Origin of the sequence: Paracoccus aminovorans (assembly GCF_001546115.1) — a bacterium.
Classification (GTDB): Bacteria; Pseudomonadota; Alphaproteobacteria; order Rhodobacterales; family Rhodobacteraceae; genus Paracoccus; species Paracoccus aminovorans_B.
This window is the reverse complement of the sequence record NZ_KQ955208.1, coordinates 105,361-119,137: the sequence shown is the minus strand read 5'-3', so window position 1 is coordinate 119,137 and position 13,777 is coordinate 105,361. Positions and strand designations below refer to the sequence as shown.

The window sequence follows — 13,777 nt, the reverse complement described above, 5'->3', positions numbered from 1 at the left end:
GGTGAATGTCGGCACCCCCACCGCCTGCGCTGTGATGAGGTATGCGGCGCAGATGAGGGCGATGAGGATGAGCATGGGGCACCTATGCGAAAACCCCGCCGGTTAGGGCGGGGCTGTCTGCTGCGGCGTGCCGAGCAGGGGGAGAGAGGCGCTGGCATCTCACCCAGCAAGGGCCATCCTAGTGAAAGTCGCCGAGACTCACCCCGCCTTATTCGGCGCAGGGCTTAACCGCCACGAGGGCTACCGATGGTGGCTGCCAAGCCTGCATCCTTCCGGGTAGCAGTGCCCCTTGCACGCAAGGGAGCGGTCGCGCCATGGCATCCGCCAAAGACCGGAATCGAAAAAGGCGCGGCTTTCGCACACGCCCGTCCCGATCTTATGTAAATCACCATACCGACTTTTCCGATGGTGTCAATCGCCTTATGCGCGACCACGATACCGAAGGCGCTTACCCTTGATCCCGTCCGAGACACAGCGCAGCGCCGAGATCAGCCCATCACGATCAACGCAGATCGCATCATCCAGGACCACTCGCTTTGCCTCCCCGGCCGCCGCCTTGTCGGTGTATCCCAACCAGCCCTCCAAGCGCATATGCGCAGCGGTCGCCTGCCGCTCTTTGGTTGCGTCGTCGCGGTCGTCGGCCGGTGGCGTCTCCGCGTCAGCCTCGACCTTGCCCTTGGGCGAAAGCAGCCTCAGGCAGATGGCGTGCCGGCGGGGACTGCCGAGAGCGGCGTCATAGGCGGTCGCCACACGCCGCATATGGACGATGGCCGACCACAGATCGCGGCGGGTGCCTTCGTCCAGGACTTCCGTGCCGATTACGCGGCCCGCTGCACAGCCCCACCAGGGCGCCCGCATGTCGCGAATGTTGGCCGGCGTGACCTCTTTCCCCATTTGGATGCACCTTGCTTTCAGGGTTTCAATGTCAGGACTGCGAGCGCGGCCGCGACGGGACAGTTGCCCGTTTTTCTCGCGCCTCGGGATCGGGGCCAGCTCCGGCAGGTCGGCTGATGCCGCCGCCATGCGGACCTTATGGTCCCGGAGCTTCTGGGCTTTACTCGCCATGGTGCGCCTCAATGATTGCCTTGACTGATGCTGACGAAACGACCGCGATCACGTCCTGACCATCGTCGCAATACGCGTAGCGTCGGCCGGATTTGTGCCACCAATCACCCTCCCTTGGCGGCTTCGCCCCTGCGCGCCACACGCCAACATGGCCGTCCCACCACATCGGGCCGATCAAATGCCCATCTTGCGTAAGGGCGTAATGCCCTTCGACTGGCTCGCGGACAGTCCGCTTCCAATCTTCGTCACTCATCTTCCTGCCCCTCTTCCTGTTCGTCCTGCCAGTCCTCGACCGCACCCGCGCCCATGGCCTCGATGATGCCGGTCATCACGTGATCAGCTTGCTTCCTGCTGCGCCGCTCTCGGCGGTTGCGGTGGCGGCGCTCTATGCGGGCCTCGGTCATGCCTACCCTCCCTTGCGCGGAAACATGGCGTCGATCTCGCCCGACGCGCGCATGCCGCTGATCACAGCCCGCACCACGTTGGCCGGAACCTCCAGGCGACGGGCAATGTCCTCGACGCCAAAGCCTTCGGGCAGCAGGAGGCGGACGGCGGCGGCATGCTCGCTGGACGGGGCGGGCTTACGTGCGGGCGGGGCGCCGAGCCGGTCCAGATGCCCATACATGGCTAGATGCCACGCCACAGTGGCAGGGCTTTTGCCGGCGGCTCTCGCCAATTCTACCTGGCTCCGGTAGCGCGTGCCGTTCCATTCGCAGGGGTTAGCCATGGGCGGCCTCCAAAACCTTGACGCGGGCGCTATGGATCGCCTTCGGGCCGCCGGTCACGAACGCCATGGCCTTCTCCGGGTCGAACCCGATGCCGGCGTTTTCGCAGACCTGCTGCCATTCGGGGCCGTGGTAGTAGGCGCTGGCGGCTCGGATTTCGCCGTCGAGGGTGCGGAGCGTCGAGGCGTATCCACCCGAGACGACACGGGACCTCATGCCTGCGCGGGCGGCTGTGATGCGCACGTTGTCGTCCTTGAGCGCCAGGGCGGCGACGGAGCGCCACATGCGGCGGCATGCGTCATGGTTGCTCATTCTGCTGCCTCCATCATCTGGACCAGATCAGCGCCGCCCCATTGCATCGCCATGGCCTGCGCCACGCCGTCGAACGTGCGGCTGCGCTCCTTCCAGCGGTCAGGCCCGGGCGGCATGCGGTGGACGCGAGCCGCGCGACCATCCACGATGTTCGTTGGGGTCAACGTCGGCAGCCCCTTGAGCCACAGGCAGGTTGCCTTGGTCTCGCCGTGCCCAAACTGCCACGGTTGTATCGTCTGATCCGGTTTCCGCCATACGCTGGACATGATGCAGACCGGATTCTCAATGGCGATGCGTGGGATGTGGTGCTGACGGGCCAGCATCATGAAAAAACTGACTGCGGCCTGCTGACGGCCATCTCGCCGTTTGGCATCGAAATGACGGGCGCCGCTCACGCTCAGGTGCGTGCAGGGCGGGTGTCCGATCATCAGATCCCACGGATAATCGATCACGTCGCGAACATCGCCTCGGTAGTGCGGGCCGGGAACCTCGGTATCCAGCAGATCGCACGACATGGCATCGTGCCCCAACGCACGGAATGCGTCACGGACGCGGCCAGAATATTCGCAGGCTACCAGAACCCTCATACTCCCCTCCCCTCGCGCAGGGTGTCGGCGTGCATGAGGGCGGAGAGGATGCGGTCGGTGTCGCCACGGGCCAGCCAGCGATCCACAGTCGAGCGATGACGGCCTAGGTATCGGGCGAGATCGGTGCGCGACGGCCATTGCCGATCACCGAGGCGGACGGGCTGGTCATTGCTGGATGTGACGCCGCAATGGTTGCCCATGCCGATGCCGACACGGTCGAGGTTGCCCCATTTGTTGAGGTGATAGCTGATATTGCCGAACGTGACGCCCAGGGCATTGGCGGCGGCAAGCTGCGTCGGATAGTGGCGTCCGTAGCGGTCGATGACCGGGCAGCAGTTGGTGGCGCGGTTGGGGTTGGTCACTTCCGGCCCTCCGTCGCGAGTTCGCGATCCAGATACCAGCGGGCCTTGGCCAGGTCCGTCGCGCGGTCATCCTTCCGCCCGGCGCGCAGGATATATTTCAGGGCGTTGCCGATCCGGAACCCGTGGCGCTCGGTGATCTCGATGGCCTCGATGGCGTGGCCGCAGTTCGGGCAGTGGCAAACCGATTGGTAGTGGGCTGGGCTGTTGATGGGGTCGATCATGCGGCACCCTTGAGAATGGCGTGGCGAATGGTGGTGTGGTCGCGGTTCATCACCCGGGCAATCTCGGCCATGGAAACGCCGGCATCGTGGGCAACGCGGATAGCCAGGTGGCGGGCGGCGACGATGCGGGGGCGGCGGTCGTAGCCCATGATGGCGCCTTGCGGGACCCCGGATTGCGCAGACACGTCGCGGATGGCGCGCAGGACGGCAGCACGGCCCGGCTGGGCGGCGATGGCTTGGGCCTCGGCGATCTGCGCCGGGGTCATTCTGCGGCCTCGATGCCAGCGACGGTCTTGATGGCCATCGGGTTTCGGATGCCCGCCTCGGCCATGATGGCGGCGGCAGCCTCGGCGCTGATCCGCTCCTTCGGGGCTTCGGGCGGCGGCGTGAACGCGGCCTTGACCTGCTCGGCGTTCCGGCGGCCCCATGCCTCGGTCAGGATCGCCAAGATATGCCCCGGGTTCGGCCGGCGGTTCGGATGGTCCTTGCGGTGCTTGCGCAGAGCGGCCCGGACGCTCTCGACCGGCCAAGGTTCAAGCTCATCGCACCAGTCGGCCAGTACCGCAGCCCGCAGGCCCTGAGCGTCGTCGGGCTGCCAGTAGCCGTGCAAGACGACCTCAACGGAAGCCAAAATCTGGGCGCGATGGTGCGCGATTTCGGACGGCTGCATCCGCGATACGTCCAAAGCGGTCATCGGCGGCAGACTGGCGATTTTGCTGGGGAGATTGGCGGTCATCGTAATTGCCCTCCATCAATTTCGTGAAGCCGGATTGGCTGGTGAGGAAGTCGAAGCTGGCGGTCCAGCCTCGGTTGTTCTGGCCGCAGAGGTGCGGGGAGGCCTTCGCCTTGGCGAGAGCAACGACCCATCCATCCAACCCGCCGCAGTCCTTGAGTCGGGCTTTCAGCGAGGAACGGCGGGTCTTGTTCAGAACCTGAACCTTCGGCCACCCCGCCGATGCAGCGCTGGCGTTGTAGGCCGAGACGGCAATCGCAATCTCGTCAATCGGCTGGACAACGGCGCCGTCGTCGGCAGACGACAAGGAAGATTTATCTTCCTCTTCTTCTTGGTTCTGGTTCTGGTTCTGGTTAGTTGAAATAAAATCGTTTGTTTTCAACGACGCTTTTTTCGCGGCGCTTTTCTTTCCGTTTTCGGAAGCGGCTTCTTGACGCCCGACAGCCTGCTCATGCTCACGGGCCAGACGGTCGTTGCAAATGCGTCCGTCCACCTTCCGGAAGAACTCGTTCAGGACAGAACGGACAGCCTGTTTTTCATCGTCGCCACGAACCCGCAGGCGGCGAAATATCCACCCTTCATCGTCGGGCAACGAGCATCCCGGCGTCATCCAACACAGGCGCAGGAGCCGACTATAGGCACCATCCTCCAACAGGGTCAGGTGAGCCGTGTCCGCCTCGTAATCAGTTGGGTAGAAACGAAAATACGGGGTGCTCATTCCCATCCCCCCTTATCCATGAGGGACTGCCCCGTGATGTTCGTCAAAGCGTCTGCGATGTTTCTTGCCCCGGCCGCATAGAGGTTCGCTTTGACGCCATCCCACCATTCTCCGGGAACGTGTTCAGCGATGATTTCCGCGACCTCCTTCGCGGCCCGGTCTTTCACGTCTCCGTCTATCTTTGAGGCGCGAGACTTTTGCGCATCATCAGCCGTTGACCGTTTAACCGGCTCCTGCCGCTTCTGGACCTCGCGATAAGCCGCGACGACCTGCGCGGCGGGGTCCAGATCCTTGATCGCGTCCAGCACAACGCCAGTGTCGGCCTTGGTGCCCTTGAGGATGTCGAGGGCTTCCTTGCAGACCTGCTGGCCGCGCTCGGCATCACGGCGGATCGCACGGGCCGATTGCCCGGTCTTGGCGGATTGGTCGTCGGCAAATGAAGAGTGGCCAACTTGGCCACTCTCTTTTGTGTTGTGCCCATGCCGCGTCTCCGGGTGCAGCGCCTCATATGCCTCTTTGCGCCGGGCAGAGAACATCGCGCGCTCGGTCGCTGTCAGGACGCTGCCGCACAGGTTCTCGTCGCACTCGGCGATGATCCGTTGCTGTTCGTCCAGATCGAGGACGGCAATCGGAATATCCGCCCACCCGAGGCTCTTGCAGGCTTCCAGGCGGTGCAGTCCCGCGACAAGCTGATAGCCGTCGATCTTCTGCCCGTTGAAAATCACCTTGCCCAGCACGACGGTGATGGGGTTGAGCAACCCCACCTCCTTGATGCTCTCAGCGATGCCCGCGACCTGCTTGGGGTCGGCCTTGCGCAGCCGCCCCATGGTCGAAATATGACCGATCTCGGCCTTCATGCCGTCACCTCGTATGGCGTTCCAGAAATCTTGGTGGTGTGGCCGGAATTGACCTTGATGATTTTCAGCAGGCGGCCAGAGTGATAGGCGTTCCACGCCTTTGCAGCGGCGACCAGAAACTGGTGTGCGCTGCCCGACTTGCCATTCCGAGCCAGCAGATCCTGGATCAGCGTCGCCCGGGAATCCCCGCGCCGCAGGCCATCGTTCTCAGCCAGACCGGACCAGAACTCAGCCGCAATTTCGGCCTCGTGCCGAATGGTCACAAGCGCCACAGCGGCAATGGTCGGCAGCAGCAGCTTTCGCTTGAGATTGGCCGGCGCAGCGTCGATGCATTTCTCATAGATGGACGCCTCCGCCACAAAGCGCTCAGCAATGGCAATGCGCTCATCCGTCAGCCTGCGAGCCAAGGCGGTTTCCAGCGTAGGGTTGCGCGTGCCGACGGTCATCCCCGAGGCAATGATCGGGGCCGCATCGAAAAGCGCGCGCGCCATCTGCTTGGAAAGGCCATGCTGCCCGGCGAAATCGACGCCCTGAAGGATGTTCTCCGATGTGCGCTTCCTGACGTTGGTGTCGTAGCGGTAATAGAGCGTCCGCAGGTCATCGACAGATTTGCAGTCGTGGACAGCAATGGCCCAAAGCAGGCTGCGCCCAGAACGGGTCTGCGCGGTCAGGCGGTGGTGGCCGTTGACGAGCCAGATTTTCCCGTCGGGCATCCGGCCGAAATCGATCTGGCTCTTTTCCAGCCACGCCCCGCGCTGCATCATCTCGCGCAGCGTCTCGGCGTGCATCGAGTCGATTTTCCGCTGCCGGTCATAGGAGCAGTTTTCGATGATTGCCGCTGCATCAGAGGGGGTTAGGGTCTGGAAACCCTCGCGAATGACCGGCGTTTTCACTTGCCCTTTCAGGGGCTGAACGTTAGTCTGCATATGTGTGTATCCATTGGGGTCAGGCTGCGGTCTGGCCCCATTTTTGTTGGAGAAACCCGCCGCAGCGCGGGATGCTTGAAGCCAGCGGCTCATGCCTCGGCCTCCATGATGTGAACGATTACGGCGCCGTCTCTGCACGCGTCCCCGCGTTCAAGGGTGATGCGGCGCCATTGGCTGTCATCGACGGCGATAGCCTCGGCCACGGCGTCGAGGCCCTGCTTGCAGCGGGACAGCGCGTTATCGAGATCGAACCGGCGGCGGGACGGCGGGCAGAACGTCACCAGCACGTCAACTGCGATGGCATCGACTGGACGGATCTTCTCGGCCTCGCACAGCGCCCAGCAGGCCAGCTTGTAGCCCTTTGCGGCGGAAGCCTTGCGGCGCCATTGCCCTTGGCCGCTGGCGTTTGGGCTGGTGGCGCGGGGCGGCCATGGCAGGATGATGCGAGCGAGCGTCAAATCAGGCTCTCCTGCCGAGGATCTGATGCAAGCGCAGATACGCCTCCACCGCCTCGGGTTTTCGGTTGCATGTCCTGACGGCGCGGGCGGTCAGGTCCGGTGTGGTAGGTTGTGAGCCAGCGGGCTTCGGCTTCGGCACGGTGATCACGACACGCCCAGAAAGAGCCTCGGTCAGCCCTACCATAAGGCGGTCGAAAACCGTGCCATGCCGGCTCTCCGCACCTGCCGCAGATGTGTTGGACACCAGCCACGGCATTACACCGCCCCCATCATCGCCAGCAGCAAGAGAGCGAGGGCAAAACAGCAGGCGAGGTATCCGAGGATGAAGATCATGCCGACGCCCTCCCCTTAGAGGCAGGTTTGCCGGGGCGGGGTTGACGTGCGGGGAAGGCGGCGGAGACGATAGCGGCCATGTTCGGCCATGCCGTCACGGGAACCTTTCCGCCGGTTGCCCTTGCGATCCGCTGAGCAACATCAATGCTCGGCTGCCGGGTTCCATCCATCAGGGAATACAGGTAGGGGCGGGAGATACCGAAGCATTCCGCCCACTGTGTTCTGGTTTTTTCAGGCTGGGCCTTGATGTATTCGGAAAGGGTGCTCATGTCGCCAATTATGTCACATATTGCGACAATCATGTCAAGCGAACACCCGCCTCCGTGTCACTATTACGGGCAAGCCTTTGGCGTTTGGAAATTCTATACCAAGCCCATGGCTTTGCGGATCAAACAGTTACGGAATGCTAAGGGCTGGACGCAGGAGGTTCTTGCGGCAAAGTCTGGCGTGTCCAGGTCGCAACTTGCGATGATCGAAGCGGAGACTAGGCCCGCCAACACGCTCCGCCTAAACGCTATCGCTGCGGCTCTTGACGTGGCCCCGGAGGATCTGTTTGAGACGGACCCGAGGGAACGGAGGATCGTTGGCATTCTTCGCAGCCTGCGCGGCGATGATGCTGACGCCCTCCTTCGCATTGCCGAGGCCCTTGAGGCGAAGAACCAAGGCGACGAGCAAGAAGATCAATGAGAACCCTGTCGTGCTCGCTCATCCCACGGAGGGCACGCAACATTCTTTCCTCCCTAACCATCCCCTTATCCTCCCCTCCGACCAGAACGAACCGTGAACGTCAGACTAGGCAAGAATCCGCCAGCCGGTCAATGAGGCAAAGGTGTCGCGCAGGTTGCAACGCTGCTTGCGCTTTGCTTTAGCTAGGGAAATTGCAGGTGCCCGACCCCAACCACGACCCCAACACCGAGGACGCCGAGCAGATCGCCATCGCGGCCCGCGTGGTGCTGGGGCTGGTGCGGTCCCTGGCCGAGAACCCGGGCGCGGTGGAGATGAAGGCCCTGCCCTTCCTGCTTCTGGAAGCGGCCGAGGAACGCCACCGCCAAGGCGACTACGGCGCCGAGCGGATGCTGTGCGACTGGGCGGATATGCTGAGGGAGTGGGAGGGGTGAGGAACAGGATTTGGGAGTCATTGAAAGGGGTTTGGCGACACGGTATCGTCTTAGGTGATGAGTCGCGCCCTAATTTTTTCCGATGAAGCGGGATGTTTTGCGTTTTGCAAGAATGACCGCGCAAGTCGTTACTTCATGGTCTGCACGGTGTCCCTTCCCTCATGGGAAGCAGGCGACAAGATGCTGGCGCTCAGGCGGGACATGGCATGGAGAGGGCTTCCAGTAGGAGAGCAACTCCATGCGACAGCAGATAAGAATGACGTTCGCCGCGAAGTGTTTAGCCTTCTTTCTGGGCAAGATTTTCGTATAGATGTTACCATCCTCGAGAAATCTAAAGCACAACCACACACCAGAAAAAGCCCGGACACGTTCTACAAATACGCTTGGTTTTACCACTTCAAGCACGTGGGGCCCGCGTTGCTAGCTGGCGTTACCGAAGCTCACATATTCGCGGCAGCCCTCGGAACCAAAAAGGGCCAAGCTGTCTATACCGCTGCCGTCAATGACGTGATCCAACAGATCGTTCAACGTCAACAGTGGGCTACATCCTTTCCGCGCGCAGCCGCGGAGCCGTGCCTGCAAATCGCTGACTACTGCGCGTGGGCTATCCAACGGAAGTGGGAGAGGGGCGATACTTGGGCTTACGATCTGATCTCCAACAAGATCAAAACTGAATATGATCTGTGGAGAATGGGGGCTAAGCACTACTATTAAGCCCCAGAAAAAGTTGCGGCCCGCAATCTCAGCTATCCCGAAGGAAGCGCCCGAGGGGGCTTGTCACTGAGCAAGGGCCGCATCTGAAATATAGCCGATCACGCCGCCCAATGCAACGATTCTGGGCCACATAGGGCCGTTTCGGACCATTTTGGAACGCCGCCCAGCCCCGCTTCGGCGGGTCTTCTTCATGCTCGGAACCGCCTGCCGCCCCGCGCGTGCCTCCCTGCCTCGCATAATCGTAACCTTGCGCGGCAGCCCCTGCCCGAGGCTTCACCCGACTCGCGGCAGGGGCTTTCCCGAGACCGCCCCGCCTCGCGCAGAACTTCTTCATCCCGTGAACGAAAAACGGCGAGGTTTCCCCCGCCGCCGACTTGCCCATGAACGCGCCGCTAGTCGGCCAAGGCTTCGTATCCCTTGTTCCAGGCATCGACCTTGGCGTCGTGCGCAGCCTGTGCCGCGCTTTCCTTGTCGCGTTTGACTTTGGTAGCGTTGCCCGGGCCGCCCTCGTTGTCCATGCCATCCACTGCCGTTTGCAGCATCTGGGCCTCGGTTTGCGGGATCTTATTTTCTCGGACCATGGCAGGTCCTCCATAGCACCAGGGCGAGGATATCGCCCGGATGACACCTTGTAGCACAGAACGGCGCCAACCGCACGAAATCGTTTCTCCCCCCGCCCGAATCAGGCGGGCTTTTTGCTGTCCGCCGGCACCGCGCCGGCTGGGGCAGGATAGCATGGGGGATGGGCGGCGCGTCCAGTGTCACAAGTTGCGACATTTCCTATTGACAGCTTTGTCGCAATATGTGACATTCTCTCATACCCGGTGCGACACACGAGCCGCCGGCCACCAACCGAGAGGAACACCCCCTGCTATGCATACGCCTGCCGCCCCCGCCGGATTGATCGCTGGCCTCTGCCTCGACAATCCCATCGTCGCCGACGAGATCCGCCACCTGATCCTGTCCGAGCGCACCACGCTGGTTGCGCCGCCCTGGTCCTCGCCGATCAGCTTGCCGGCTGGCTTCGAGGTGACCCAATGACCTACCAGCCCGCCGAATTCGTCAGCGCCGCCCTTGCCGAAGCGCGCAATGTGATGGCCCGGCCCGACCTGTATTCCGACGCCGTCCTGTCCAATGCCTGCGCCTATGCCGTCATGCACGGCGACTGGATGGACGTTGATCGCGCGACGAAGCTGCAACAGGCGCTGCGCATCGAGGCTATGGCGCGCGACGAGCACCTGCTGCGCGATCCGGTAGCCGTCCGCAACGCCGCCATCGGCCTGTTCATTTGCTGGCTGGGCGCCGCCGCCGCGATCATCTGGTTCGGCCCGACGCTGGCCGCGCAACTGATCCGCTGGGGCGGGTCCATCGTCGCGGGGTGGCTGTGATGGCCCGGAGCTTCCTTGATGAGTCCTACAACCCCGACCGCTACGACGAAGGATGGCAGGGCCACCGCGACGACGTGGAATATCCGCCCATCGATCCCGAGGATTTCGAGCGCGAGCAGAGCCTGATCCAGGAGCTTGTCGAGCGTGAGATGAAGCGGACGCTGCAAAACGTCCAGTATTTCGCAGCCCCGTGGAGCGACCAGTATTGCCACCTGTGCAAAGGCCGAAAGCAGTTCGACGGCGTGTCCTGCCCGGACTGCATGGGGACCGGCGCCGAAAGCTACGTGCAGTCGGAGGTGGCGGCATGATGTGGCACCGTCTCGACGGCAACATGCGCGCGGCTGATGCGCATTACGATGCCTTCCACATGCCATCCGACCACTACCAGTGCGGCTGCTGCGGGTCGGACTTCTGGGAGGACGACGAGAACGAGGACTGCGACCCCCGGCACCGCCAGAGCAAGGACGATCCGTCGCTTTGCGAGATGTGCGCTGAATTCGCGGGGGACATGGAATGAACTTCACACCGCAAGAACTCCTGAAAGAGCGCGAGGCCTTCCGACCCGGCTCCTATGAATGGGATTGGCGCACCCGCGCTGCATGGCGGATCTGGCGGTCATACACCGGGCATCTGCTGACCGAAAAAACGTCGCCGCCCGCTGATTTCGGGCTGGGCTATCTCAATGAAAGGGCTGCGGCATGAGCGACGCAATCAAGGCGCTGGCGAAGGCCCAGACCGAGATGGGTAAGGCGATCAAGAACGCCAAGAACCCGCACCTGAAATCGAACTATGCCGATCTGGGATCGGTGATGGAAGCCTGCTTTGACGCGCTCCACGCCAACGGCTTCGCGATCATGCAGCCCTGTGGGGCTGACGAGCGCGGGCAGTATGTCGAGACGGTGCTCGCCCATGCCAGCGGCGACACGTTCACCAGCCGGGTCCATTTGGTCGTCGGCAAAAACGACATGCAGGGCGTCGGCTCTGCCATCACCTACGCCCGCCGGTATGGACTGCTGGGCATGGCCGGGCTCGCGCCCGAGGACGACGACGGGGAAGCGACGAAAGCCTCGCCTCGGCAGCAGGCCGCGAACCGCGCTCCTGCCGGAGCCAGCAAGGCCGATCAAAGCGCCGCTGACAGCATGATCGCCGCCATCCGCCAGCATGGCGAGGCCGCATGGAACGACCGGCGCCTGCAAGCCGATCTGGCGAAGCTGCGTGCCACTGCGCCCGAATTGGCGGCGCAGGTCGAGGCCGAAATCGAAACCAAGAAGCAAGGAAAGGCCGCGTAATGGCAGGCAGCGTCAACAAGGTGATCCTGATCGGAAATCTGGGTCAAGACCCCGAAATCCGCAGCTTCCAGAACGGCGGCAAGATCGCCAACCTGCGGATCGCCACCTCGGAAACGTGGAAGGACCGCAACACCGGCGAGCGCAAGGAACGCACGGAATGGCACACCGTCGCCATCTATTCCGAGCCCCTGGTCCGCGTCGCCGAGCAATACCTGAAAAAGGGCAGCAAGGTCTATGTCGAGGGCCAGCTGGAAACCCGCAAATGGCAGGACCAGAGCGGCAATGACCGCTACACGACCGAAGTCGCGCTGCGCCCGTTCCGCAGCGAATTGACCATGCTGGACGGCAAGGCGGCTGACAGCCAACAGCGCGACACCGGCACCAGCTACGGCGGCGGTTACGGGGCTGGCGGCTCGCCCAGCAGCCAGCCGAGCGGGCGCCCGGATTTCGATGATTCGATTCCATTCCTCATGGAGTGGAGGGTCTGATGAACCGTCAACGCATCCAAGAGGCAGAAGCCGAAGCCGAGCGTTTCCTTTCGCGCATCGCTGACCTGATGGACAAGGCCAAGGAGGACGGCGATTTCTCTGCTATCGAATGCGGCAGCCCCGAGAGTGGCGCGCTGCGGCGGGCGAGCATGGACCTGACCCGCGCCCTGGCTCGGATGAGGGCGCGCCAATGACCGTTCTCGCCAAAGCCCGCCAGGAACAGCGCATCGTAGACGAGTTCTATCACCTGATCGCGCTGAACGCTGACCATGCCGAAGATCCGGCATGGATGATCACCGCAACTGCCTACACCCTGTCGATTGACGAGAAGGCCGTGCGCAAGGTCTGGGACGCTCGGTTCAAGGATCATGGGGTGGCGTGATGGAATACCGCGCCCGCTTCGAGGATGGCACGCTGCGCCTGCTGGCGAACAACCTGCCCGATCTGGCGCAGGGGGAGCTGGTCACGGTTATCATCGAGCGCGGCCGCAGCCTCAACAGCCATCGGCACCAATTCGCTTTCGTCCGAGAGGCATGGCAGAACCTTCCCGAGCACCTGCAATCCGCCCCATGGGCCGAAACACCAGAGACGATGCGCAAGCACGCTCTGATCGCAACGGGTTTCCACCAGTCCTATACACTGGACTGCGGGGCCAACGCGACGGCACAACGGATCAAGGCGCAGCTGGTTCGGGCCGAGGCCCGCGCCGAAGGATATGCCATCGGTCAGGTTCGCGGGCCTATCCTGACCATCTGGACGCCAGAAAGCCAGTCGATGCGCAGCATGGGCGGCAAGCGGTTCCAGGAGAGCAAGACCGCGATCCTGGACTGGATGGCGGCGCAGATCGGCGTGACCGCATCAGCCCTGCGAGGCGCAGCATGAGCCGCGCCGTCGATGAGTGGATTGGCAAGACCGACGACACGCCGGCGCCGCCCAGGGTTCGCCTTCGGGTTTTCGATGCTCATGGCGGCAGGTGCTACCTGTCCGGCCGCAAGATCATGCCGGGCGACCAATGGGACTTGGATCACAAACTGGCGCTCTGCAACGGCGGAGAAAATCGGGAAAGCAATCTCGCGCCTGTCCTTCGTGCCGAGCACCGCAAAAAGACCGCGCTGGACGTGAAAACCCGCGCCAAGGACGACCGGGTGCGGAAGAAGCATCTCGGCATCTGGCAACCCAAAACCATCGTTCCGGGCAGCAAGGCTAGCCCGTGGAAGAAACGCGCGGATGGGACTGTTGTCCGCCGCGATCAGGAGGCTTGACCCCATGACCAACCCCACCCCCCATACGAGCACCGAGGCCGGAGGGCCGGCGACTGATTGGCAGCCTATCGCCTCGATGCCCAAAGACGTTCGCGTTGAACTCCGTCGCGATGACTGCCCTGGATGGGACACCACGGGCATCTTCCAGAACGGCAGGCTCGACCTTGCAAGTTTTTTCGTCCGTGACAGTGATATGTGCTTTCTGATGCGTCCGACGCACT

General features: G+C 62.9%; 30 protein-coding genes. 14 read left to right on the top strand and 16 right to left on the bottom strand.

Going from position 1 to position 13,777, the window contains the following annotated elements; genetic code table 11:
* Window positions 1-420 precede the first annotated feature (420 nt).
* The 15 genes from ASV56_RS00640 to ASV56_RS23300 form a co-directional block, all read right to left on the bottom strand.
* Complete coding sequence (locus tag ASV56_RS00640; protein ID WP_062560354.1) at window positions 421-1,065, bottom strand: hypothetical protein; 645 nt, start codon at window positions 1,063-1,065, stop codon at window positions 421-423.
* The gene (locus ASV56_RS23310) at window positions 1,055-1,318 is read right to left on the bottom strand and encodes a hypothetical protein (protein ID WP_156429027.1); all 264 of its coding nucleotides are present in this window, start codon (window positions 1,316-1,318) and stop codon (window positions 1,055-1,057) included. Before ASV56_RS23310 ends, ASV56_RS00640 begins: the two co-directional genes overlap by 11 nt.
* Window positions 1,311-1,469 carry a hypothetical protein gene (locus ASV56_RS23305; protein WP_156429026.1) on the bottom strand — a complete coding sequence of 53 codons (159 nt, stop codon included), beginning with the start codon at window positions 1,467-1,469 and terminating at the stop codon, window positions 1,311-1,313. Before ASV56_RS23305 ends, ASV56_RS23310 begins: the two co-directional genes overlap by 8 nt.
* Window positions 1,470-1,471: 2 nt before the next feature.
* Window positions 1,472-1,690 carry a hypothetical protein gene (locus ASV56_RS00635; protein ID WP_062560353.1) on the bottom strand — a complete coding sequence of 73 codons (219 nt, stop codon included), beginning with the start codon at window positions 1,688-1,690 and terminating at the stop codon, window positions 1,472-1,474.
* A gap of 94 nt (window positions 1,691-1,784) precedes the next feature.
* Window positions 1,785-2,102, bottom strand: a complete 318-nt coding sequence (locus tag ASV56_RS00630; protein WP_156429025.1) for a hypothetical protein — start codon at window positions 2,100-2,102, stop codon at window positions 1,785-1,787.
* On the bottom strand, window positions 2,099-2,689 hold the full coding sequence (locus tag ASV56_RS00625) for a DNA cytosine methyltransferase (protein WP_062560351.1): 591 nt from the start codon (window positions 2,687-2,689) through the stop codon (window positions 2,099-2,101). Before ASV56_RS00625 ends, ASV56_RS00630 begins: the two co-directional genes overlap by 4 nt.
* Window positions 2,686-3,051 carry a hypothetical protein gene (locus ASV56_RS00620; RefSeq protein WP_062560350.1) on the bottom strand — a complete coding sequence of 122 codons (366 nt, stop codon included), beginning with the start codon at window positions 3,049-3,051 and terminating at the stop codon, window positions 2,686-2,688. The genes ASV56_RS00625 and ASV56_RS00620 overlap by 4 nt, the downstream gene beginning before the upstream one ends.
* A complete protein-coding gene (locus tag ASV56_RS00615) occupies window positions 3,048-3,272 on the bottom strand; it encodes a DUF3310 domain-containing protein (RefSeq protein ID WP_082724681.1) in 225 nt (74 codons plus the stop codon). Before ASV56_RS00615 ends, ASV56_RS00620 begins: the two co-directional genes overlap by 4 nt.
* Window positions 3,269-3,538 carry a helix-turn-helix domain-containing protein gene (locus tag ASV56_RS23900; RefSeq protein WP_062560349.1) on the bottom strand — a complete coding sequence of 90 codons (270 nt, stop codon included), beginning with the start codon at window positions 3,536-3,538 and terminating at the stop codon, window positions 3,269-3,271. The genes ASV56_RS00615 and ASV56_RS23900 overlap by 4 nt, the downstream gene beginning before the upstream one ends.
* Complete coding sequence (locus tag ASV56_RS23895) at window positions 3,535-3,942, bottom strand: hypothetical protein (RefSeq protein ID WP_172823717.1); 408 nt, start codon at window positions 3,940-3,942, stop codon at window positions 3,535-3,537. Before ASV56_RS23895 ends, ASV56_RS23900 begins: the two co-directional genes overlap by 4 nt.
* Entirely contained in the window at window positions 3,890-4,723 is an 834-nt protein-coding gene (locus tag ASV56_RS22375; RefSeq protein ID WP_172823716.1) for a YdaU family protein, read from the bottom strand. Before ASV56_RS22375 ends, ASV56_RS23895 begins: the two co-directional genes overlap by 53 nt.
* Complete coding sequence (locus ASV56_RS00600; protein ID WP_062560347.1) at window positions 4,720-5,580, bottom strand: ParB N-terminal domain-containing protein; 861 nt, start codon at window positions 5,578-5,580, stop codon at window positions 4,720-4,722. Before ASV56_RS00600 ends, ASV56_RS22375 begins: the two co-directional genes overlap by 4 nt.
* Entirely contained in the window at window positions 5,577-6,599 is a 1,023-nt protein-coding gene (locus ASV56_RS00595; RefSeq protein WP_156429024.1) for a hypothetical protein, read from the bottom strand. The genes ASV56_RS00600 and ASV56_RS00595 overlap by 4 nt, the downstream gene beginning before the upstream one ends.
* A complete protein-coding gene (locus ASV56_RS00590; RefSeq protein WP_062560345.1) occupies window positions 6,596-6,964 on the bottom strand; it encodes a RusA family crossover junction endodeoxyribonuclease in 369 nt (122 codons plus the stop codon). The genes ASV56_RS00595 and ASV56_RS00590 overlap by 4 nt, the downstream gene beginning before the upstream one ends.
* Window positions 6,965-7,293: 329 nt before the next feature.
* Window positions 7,294-7,566 (bottom strand): helix-turn-helix domain-containing protein, encoded by a 273-nt coding sequence (locus ASV56_RS23300; protein ID WP_172823715.1) that lies wholly within the window; start codon window positions 7,564-7,566, stop codon window positions 7,294-7,296.
* Between ASV56_RS23300 and ASV56_RS00585 the strand changes: the two genes are divergently transcribed.
* The 3 genes from ASV56_RS00585 to ASV56_RS23295 all read left to right on the top strand — a co-directional run bounded on the left by ASV56_RS00585 (window position 7,565) and on the right by ASV56_RS23295 (window position 9,129).
* On the top strand, window positions 7,565-7,984 hold the full coding sequence (locus ASV56_RS00585; protein WP_216635362.1) for a helix-turn-helix domain-containing protein: 420 nt from the start codon (window positions 7,565-7,567) through the stop codon (window positions 7,982-7,984). The two genes, ASV56_RS23300 and ASV56_RS00585, sit on opposite strands and share 2 nt — an antisense overlap.
* A 197-nt stretch (window positions 7,985-8,181) precedes the next feature.
* The gene (locus ASV56_RS00580) at window positions 8,182-8,415 is read left to right on the top strand and encodes a hypothetical protein (protein WP_156429022.1); all 234 of its coding nucleotides are present in this window, start codon (window positions 8,182-8,184) and stop codon (window positions 8,413-8,415) included.
* A gap of 57 nt (window positions 8,416-8,472) precedes the next feature.
* Window positions 8,473-9,129, top strand: a complete 657-nt coding sequence (locus ASV56_RS23295) for a DUF3800 domain-containing protein (RefSeq protein ID WP_172823714.1) — start codon at window positions 8,473-8,475, stop codon at window positions 9,127-9,129.
* A gap of 392 nt (window positions 9,130-9,521) precedes the next feature.
* Here the strand turns inward: ASV56_RS23295 and ASV56_RS00575 are convergent, their stop codons facing one another.
* Complete coding sequence (locus ASV56_RS00575) at window positions 9,522-9,710, bottom strand: hypothetical protein (protein WP_062560343.1); 189 nt, start codon at window positions 9,708-9,710, stop codon at window positions 9,522-9,524.
* 292 nt (window positions 9,711-10,002) lie between these two features.
* Here ASV56_RS00575 and ASV56_RS23290 point away from each other — a divergent pair, with 292 nt between their 5' ends.
* The 11 genes from ASV56_RS23290 to ASV56_RS00525 are packed head-to-tail and all read left to right on the top strand — an operon-like array spanning window position 10,003 to window position 13,556.
* Window positions 10,003-10,170, top strand: coding sequence for a hypothetical protein (locus ASV56_RS23290; RefSeq protein WP_156429020.1), 168 nt, complete (start codon window positions 10,003-10,005; stop codon window positions 10,168-10,170).
* The gene (locus tag ASV56_RS00570) at window positions 10,167-10,517 is read left to right on the top strand and encodes a hypothetical protein (protein ID WP_062560342.1); all 351 of its coding nucleotides are present in this window, start codon (window positions 10,167-10,169) and stop codon (window positions 10,515-10,517) included. Before ASV56_RS23290 ends, ASV56_RS00570 begins: the two co-directional genes overlap by 4 nt.
* On the top strand, window positions 10,517-10,825 hold the full coding sequence (locus tag ASV56_RS00565; protein ID WP_156429019.1) for a hypothetical protein: 309 nt from the start codon (window positions 10,517-10,519) through the stop codon (window positions 10,823-10,825). The genes ASV56_RS00570 and ASV56_RS00565 overlap by 1 nt, the downstream gene beginning before the upstream one ends.
* Window positions 10,822-11,034 (top strand): hypothetical protein, encoded by a 213-nt coding sequence (locus tag ASV56_RS00560; protein ID WP_062560340.1) that lies wholly within the window; start codon window positions 10,822-10,824, stop codon window positions 11,032-11,034. The genes ASV56_RS00565 and ASV56_RS00560 overlap by 4 nt, the downstream gene beginning before the upstream one ends.
* A complete protein-coding gene (locus ASV56_RS00555; RefSeq protein WP_062560339.1) occupies window positions 11,031-11,219 on the top strand; it encodes a hypothetical protein in 189 nt (62 codons plus the stop codon). Before ASV56_RS00560 ends, ASV56_RS00555 begins: the two co-directional genes overlap by 4 nt.
* Window positions 11,216-11,806 carry an ERF family protein gene (locus ASV56_RS00550; RefSeq protein ID WP_062560338.1) on the top strand — a complete coding sequence of 197 codons (591 nt, stop codon included), beginning with the start codon at window positions 11,216-11,218 and terminating at the stop codon, window positions 11,804-11,806. Before ASV56_RS00555 ends, ASV56_RS00550 begins: the two co-directional genes overlap by 4 nt.
* A complete protein-coding gene (gene ssb / locus ASV56_RS00545; protein ID WP_062560337.1) occupies window positions 11,806-12,294 on the top strand; it encodes a single-stranded DNA-binding protein in 489 nt (162 codons plus the stop codon). The genes ASV56_RS00550 and ssb overlap by 1 nt, the downstream gene beginning before the upstream one ends.
* Window positions 12,294-12,488 (top strand): hypothetical protein, encoded by a 195-nt coding sequence (locus ASV56_RS00540; protein ID WP_062560336.1) that lies wholly within the window; start codon window positions 12,294-12,296, stop codon window positions 12,486-12,488. The genes ssb and ASV56_RS00540 overlap by 1 nt, the downstream gene beginning before the upstream one ends.
* A complete protein-coding gene (locus tag ASV56_RS00535) occupies window positions 12,485-12,676 on the top strand; it encodes a hypothetical protein (protein WP_062560335.1) in 192 nt (63 codons plus the stop codon). The genes ASV56_RS00540 and ASV56_RS00535 overlap by 4 nt, the downstream gene beginning before the upstream one ends.
* Entirely contained in the window at window positions 12,676-13,176 is a 501-nt protein-coding gene (locus ASV56_RS00530; RefSeq protein ID WP_062560334.1) for an antitoxin family protein, read from the top strand. The genes ASV56_RS00535 and ASV56_RS00530 overlap by 1 nt, the downstream gene beginning before the upstream one ends.
* Complete coding sequence (locus tag ASV56_RS00525) at window positions 13,173-13,556, top strand: HNH endonuclease (protein WP_062560333.1); 384 nt, start codon at window positions 13,173-13,175, stop codon at window positions 13,554-13,556. Before ASV56_RS00530 ends, ASV56_RS00525 begins: the two co-directional genes overlap by 4 nt.
* Window positions 13,557-13,777 lie beyond the last annotated feature (221 nt).

Bases quoted from the DNA above. Each gene is read 5' to 3' on its own strand.
- ASV56_RS00640 (WP_062560354.1), bottom strand. From the start codon at position 1,065: ATGGCGAGTAAAGCCCAGAAGCTCCGGGACCATAAGGTCCGCATGGCG.
- ASV56_RS23310 (WP_156429027.1), bottom strand. From the start codon at position 1,318: ATGAGTGACGAAGATTGGAAGCGGACTGTCCGCGAGCCAGTCGAAGGG.
- ASV56_RS23305 (WP_156429026.1), bottom strand. From the start codon at position 1,469: ATGACCGAGGCCCGCATAGAGCGCCGCCACCGCAACCGCCGAGAGCGG.
- ASV56_RS00635 (WP_062560353.1), bottom strand. From the start codon at position 1,690: ATGTATGGGCATCTGGACCGGCTCGGCGCCCCGCCCGCACGTAAGCCC.
- ASV56_RS00630 (WP_156429025.1), bottom strand. From the start codon at position 2,102: ATGAGCAACCATGACGCATGCCGCCGCATGTGGCGCTCCGTCGCCGCC.
- ASV56_RS00625 (WP_062560351.1), bottom strand. From the start codon at position 2,689: ATGAGGGTTCTGGTAGCCTGCGAATATTCTGGCCGCGTCCGTGACGCA.
- ASV56_RS00615 (WP_082724681.1), bottom strand. From the start codon at position 3,272: ATGATCGACCCCATCAACAGCCCAGCCCACTACCAATCGGTTTGCCAC.
- ASV56_RS23900 (WP_062560349.1), bottom strand. From the start codon at position 3,538: ATGACCCCGGCGCAGATCGCCGAGGCCCAAGCCATCGCCGCCCAGCCG.
- ASV56_RS23895 (WP_172823717.1), bottom strand. From the start codon at position 3,942: ATGCAGCCGTCCGAAATCGCGCACCATCGCGCCCAGATTTTGGCTTCC.
- ASV56_RS22375 (WP_172823716.1), bottom strand. From the start codon at position 4,723: ATGAGCACCCCGTATTTTCGTTTCTACCCAACTGATTACGAGGCGGAC.
- ASV56_RS00600 (WP_062560347.1), bottom strand. From the start codon at position 5,580: ATGAAGGCCGAGATCGGTCATATTTCGACCATGGGGCGGCTGCGCAAG.
- ASV56_RS00595 (WP_156429024.1), bottom strand. From the start codon at position 6,599: ATGAGCCGCTGGCTTCAAGCATCCCGCGCTGCGGCGGGTTTCTCCAAC.
- ASV56_RS00585 (WP_216635362.1), top strand. From the start codon at position 7,565: ATGTCGCCAATTATGTCACATATTGCGACAATCATGTCAAGCGAACAC.
- ASV56_RS23300 (WP_172823715.1), bottom strand. From the start codon at position 7,566: ATGAGCACCCTTTCCGAATACATCAAGGCCCAGCCTGAAAAAACCAGA.
- ASV56_RS23295 (WP_172823714.1), top strand. From the start codon at position 8,473: ATGAGTCGCGCCCTAATTTTTTCCGATGAAGCGGGATGTTTTGCGTTT.
- ASV56_RS00575 (WP_062560343.1), bottom strand. From the start codon at position 9,710: ATGGTCCGAGAAAATAAGATCCCGCAAACCGAGGCCCAGATGCTGCAA.
- ASV56_RS23290 (WP_156429020.1), top strand. From the start codon at position 10,003: ATGCATACGCCTGCCGCCCCCGCCGGATTGATCGCTGGCCTCTGCCTC.
- ASV56_RS00570 (WP_062560342.1), top strand. From the start codon at position 10,167: ATGACCTACCAGCCCGCCGAATTCGTCAGCGCCGCCCTTGCCGAAGCG.
- ASV56_RS00565 (WP_156429019.1), top strand. From the start codon at position 10,517: ATGGCCCGGAGCTTCCTTGATGAGTCCTACAACCCCGACCGCTACGAC.
- ASV56_RS00560 (WP_062560340.1), top strand. From the start codon at position 10,822: ATGATGTGGCACCGTCTCGACGGCAACATGCGCGCGGCTGATGCGCAT.
- ASV56_RS00555 (WP_062560339.1), top strand. From the start codon at position 11,031: ATGAACTTCACACCGCAAGAACTCCTGAAAGAGCGCGAGGCCTTCCGA.
- ASV56_RS00550 (WP_062560338.1), top strand. From the start codon at position 11,216: ATGAGCGACGCAATCAAGGCGCTGGCGAAGGCCCAGACCGAGATGGGT.
- ssb (WP_062560337.1), top strand. From the start codon at position 11,806: ATGGCAGGCAGCGTCAACAAGGTGATCCTGATCGGAAATCTGGGTCAA.
- ASV56_RS00540 (WP_062560336.1), top strand. From the start codon at position 12,294: ATGAACCGTCAACGCATCCAAGAGGCAGAAGCCGAAGCCGAGCGTTTC.
- ASV56_RS00535 (WP_062560335.1), top strand. From the start codon at position 12,485: ATGACCGTTCTCGCCAAAGCCCGCCAGGAACAGCGCATCGTAGACGAG.
- ASV56_RS00530 (WP_062560334.1), top strand. From the start codon at position 12,676: ATGGAATACCGCGCCCGCTTCGAGGATGGCACGCTGCGCCTGCTGGCG.
- ASV56_RS00525 (WP_062560333.1), top strand. From the start codon at position 13,173: ATGAGCCGCGCCGTCGATGAGTGGATTGGCAAGACCGACGACACGCCG.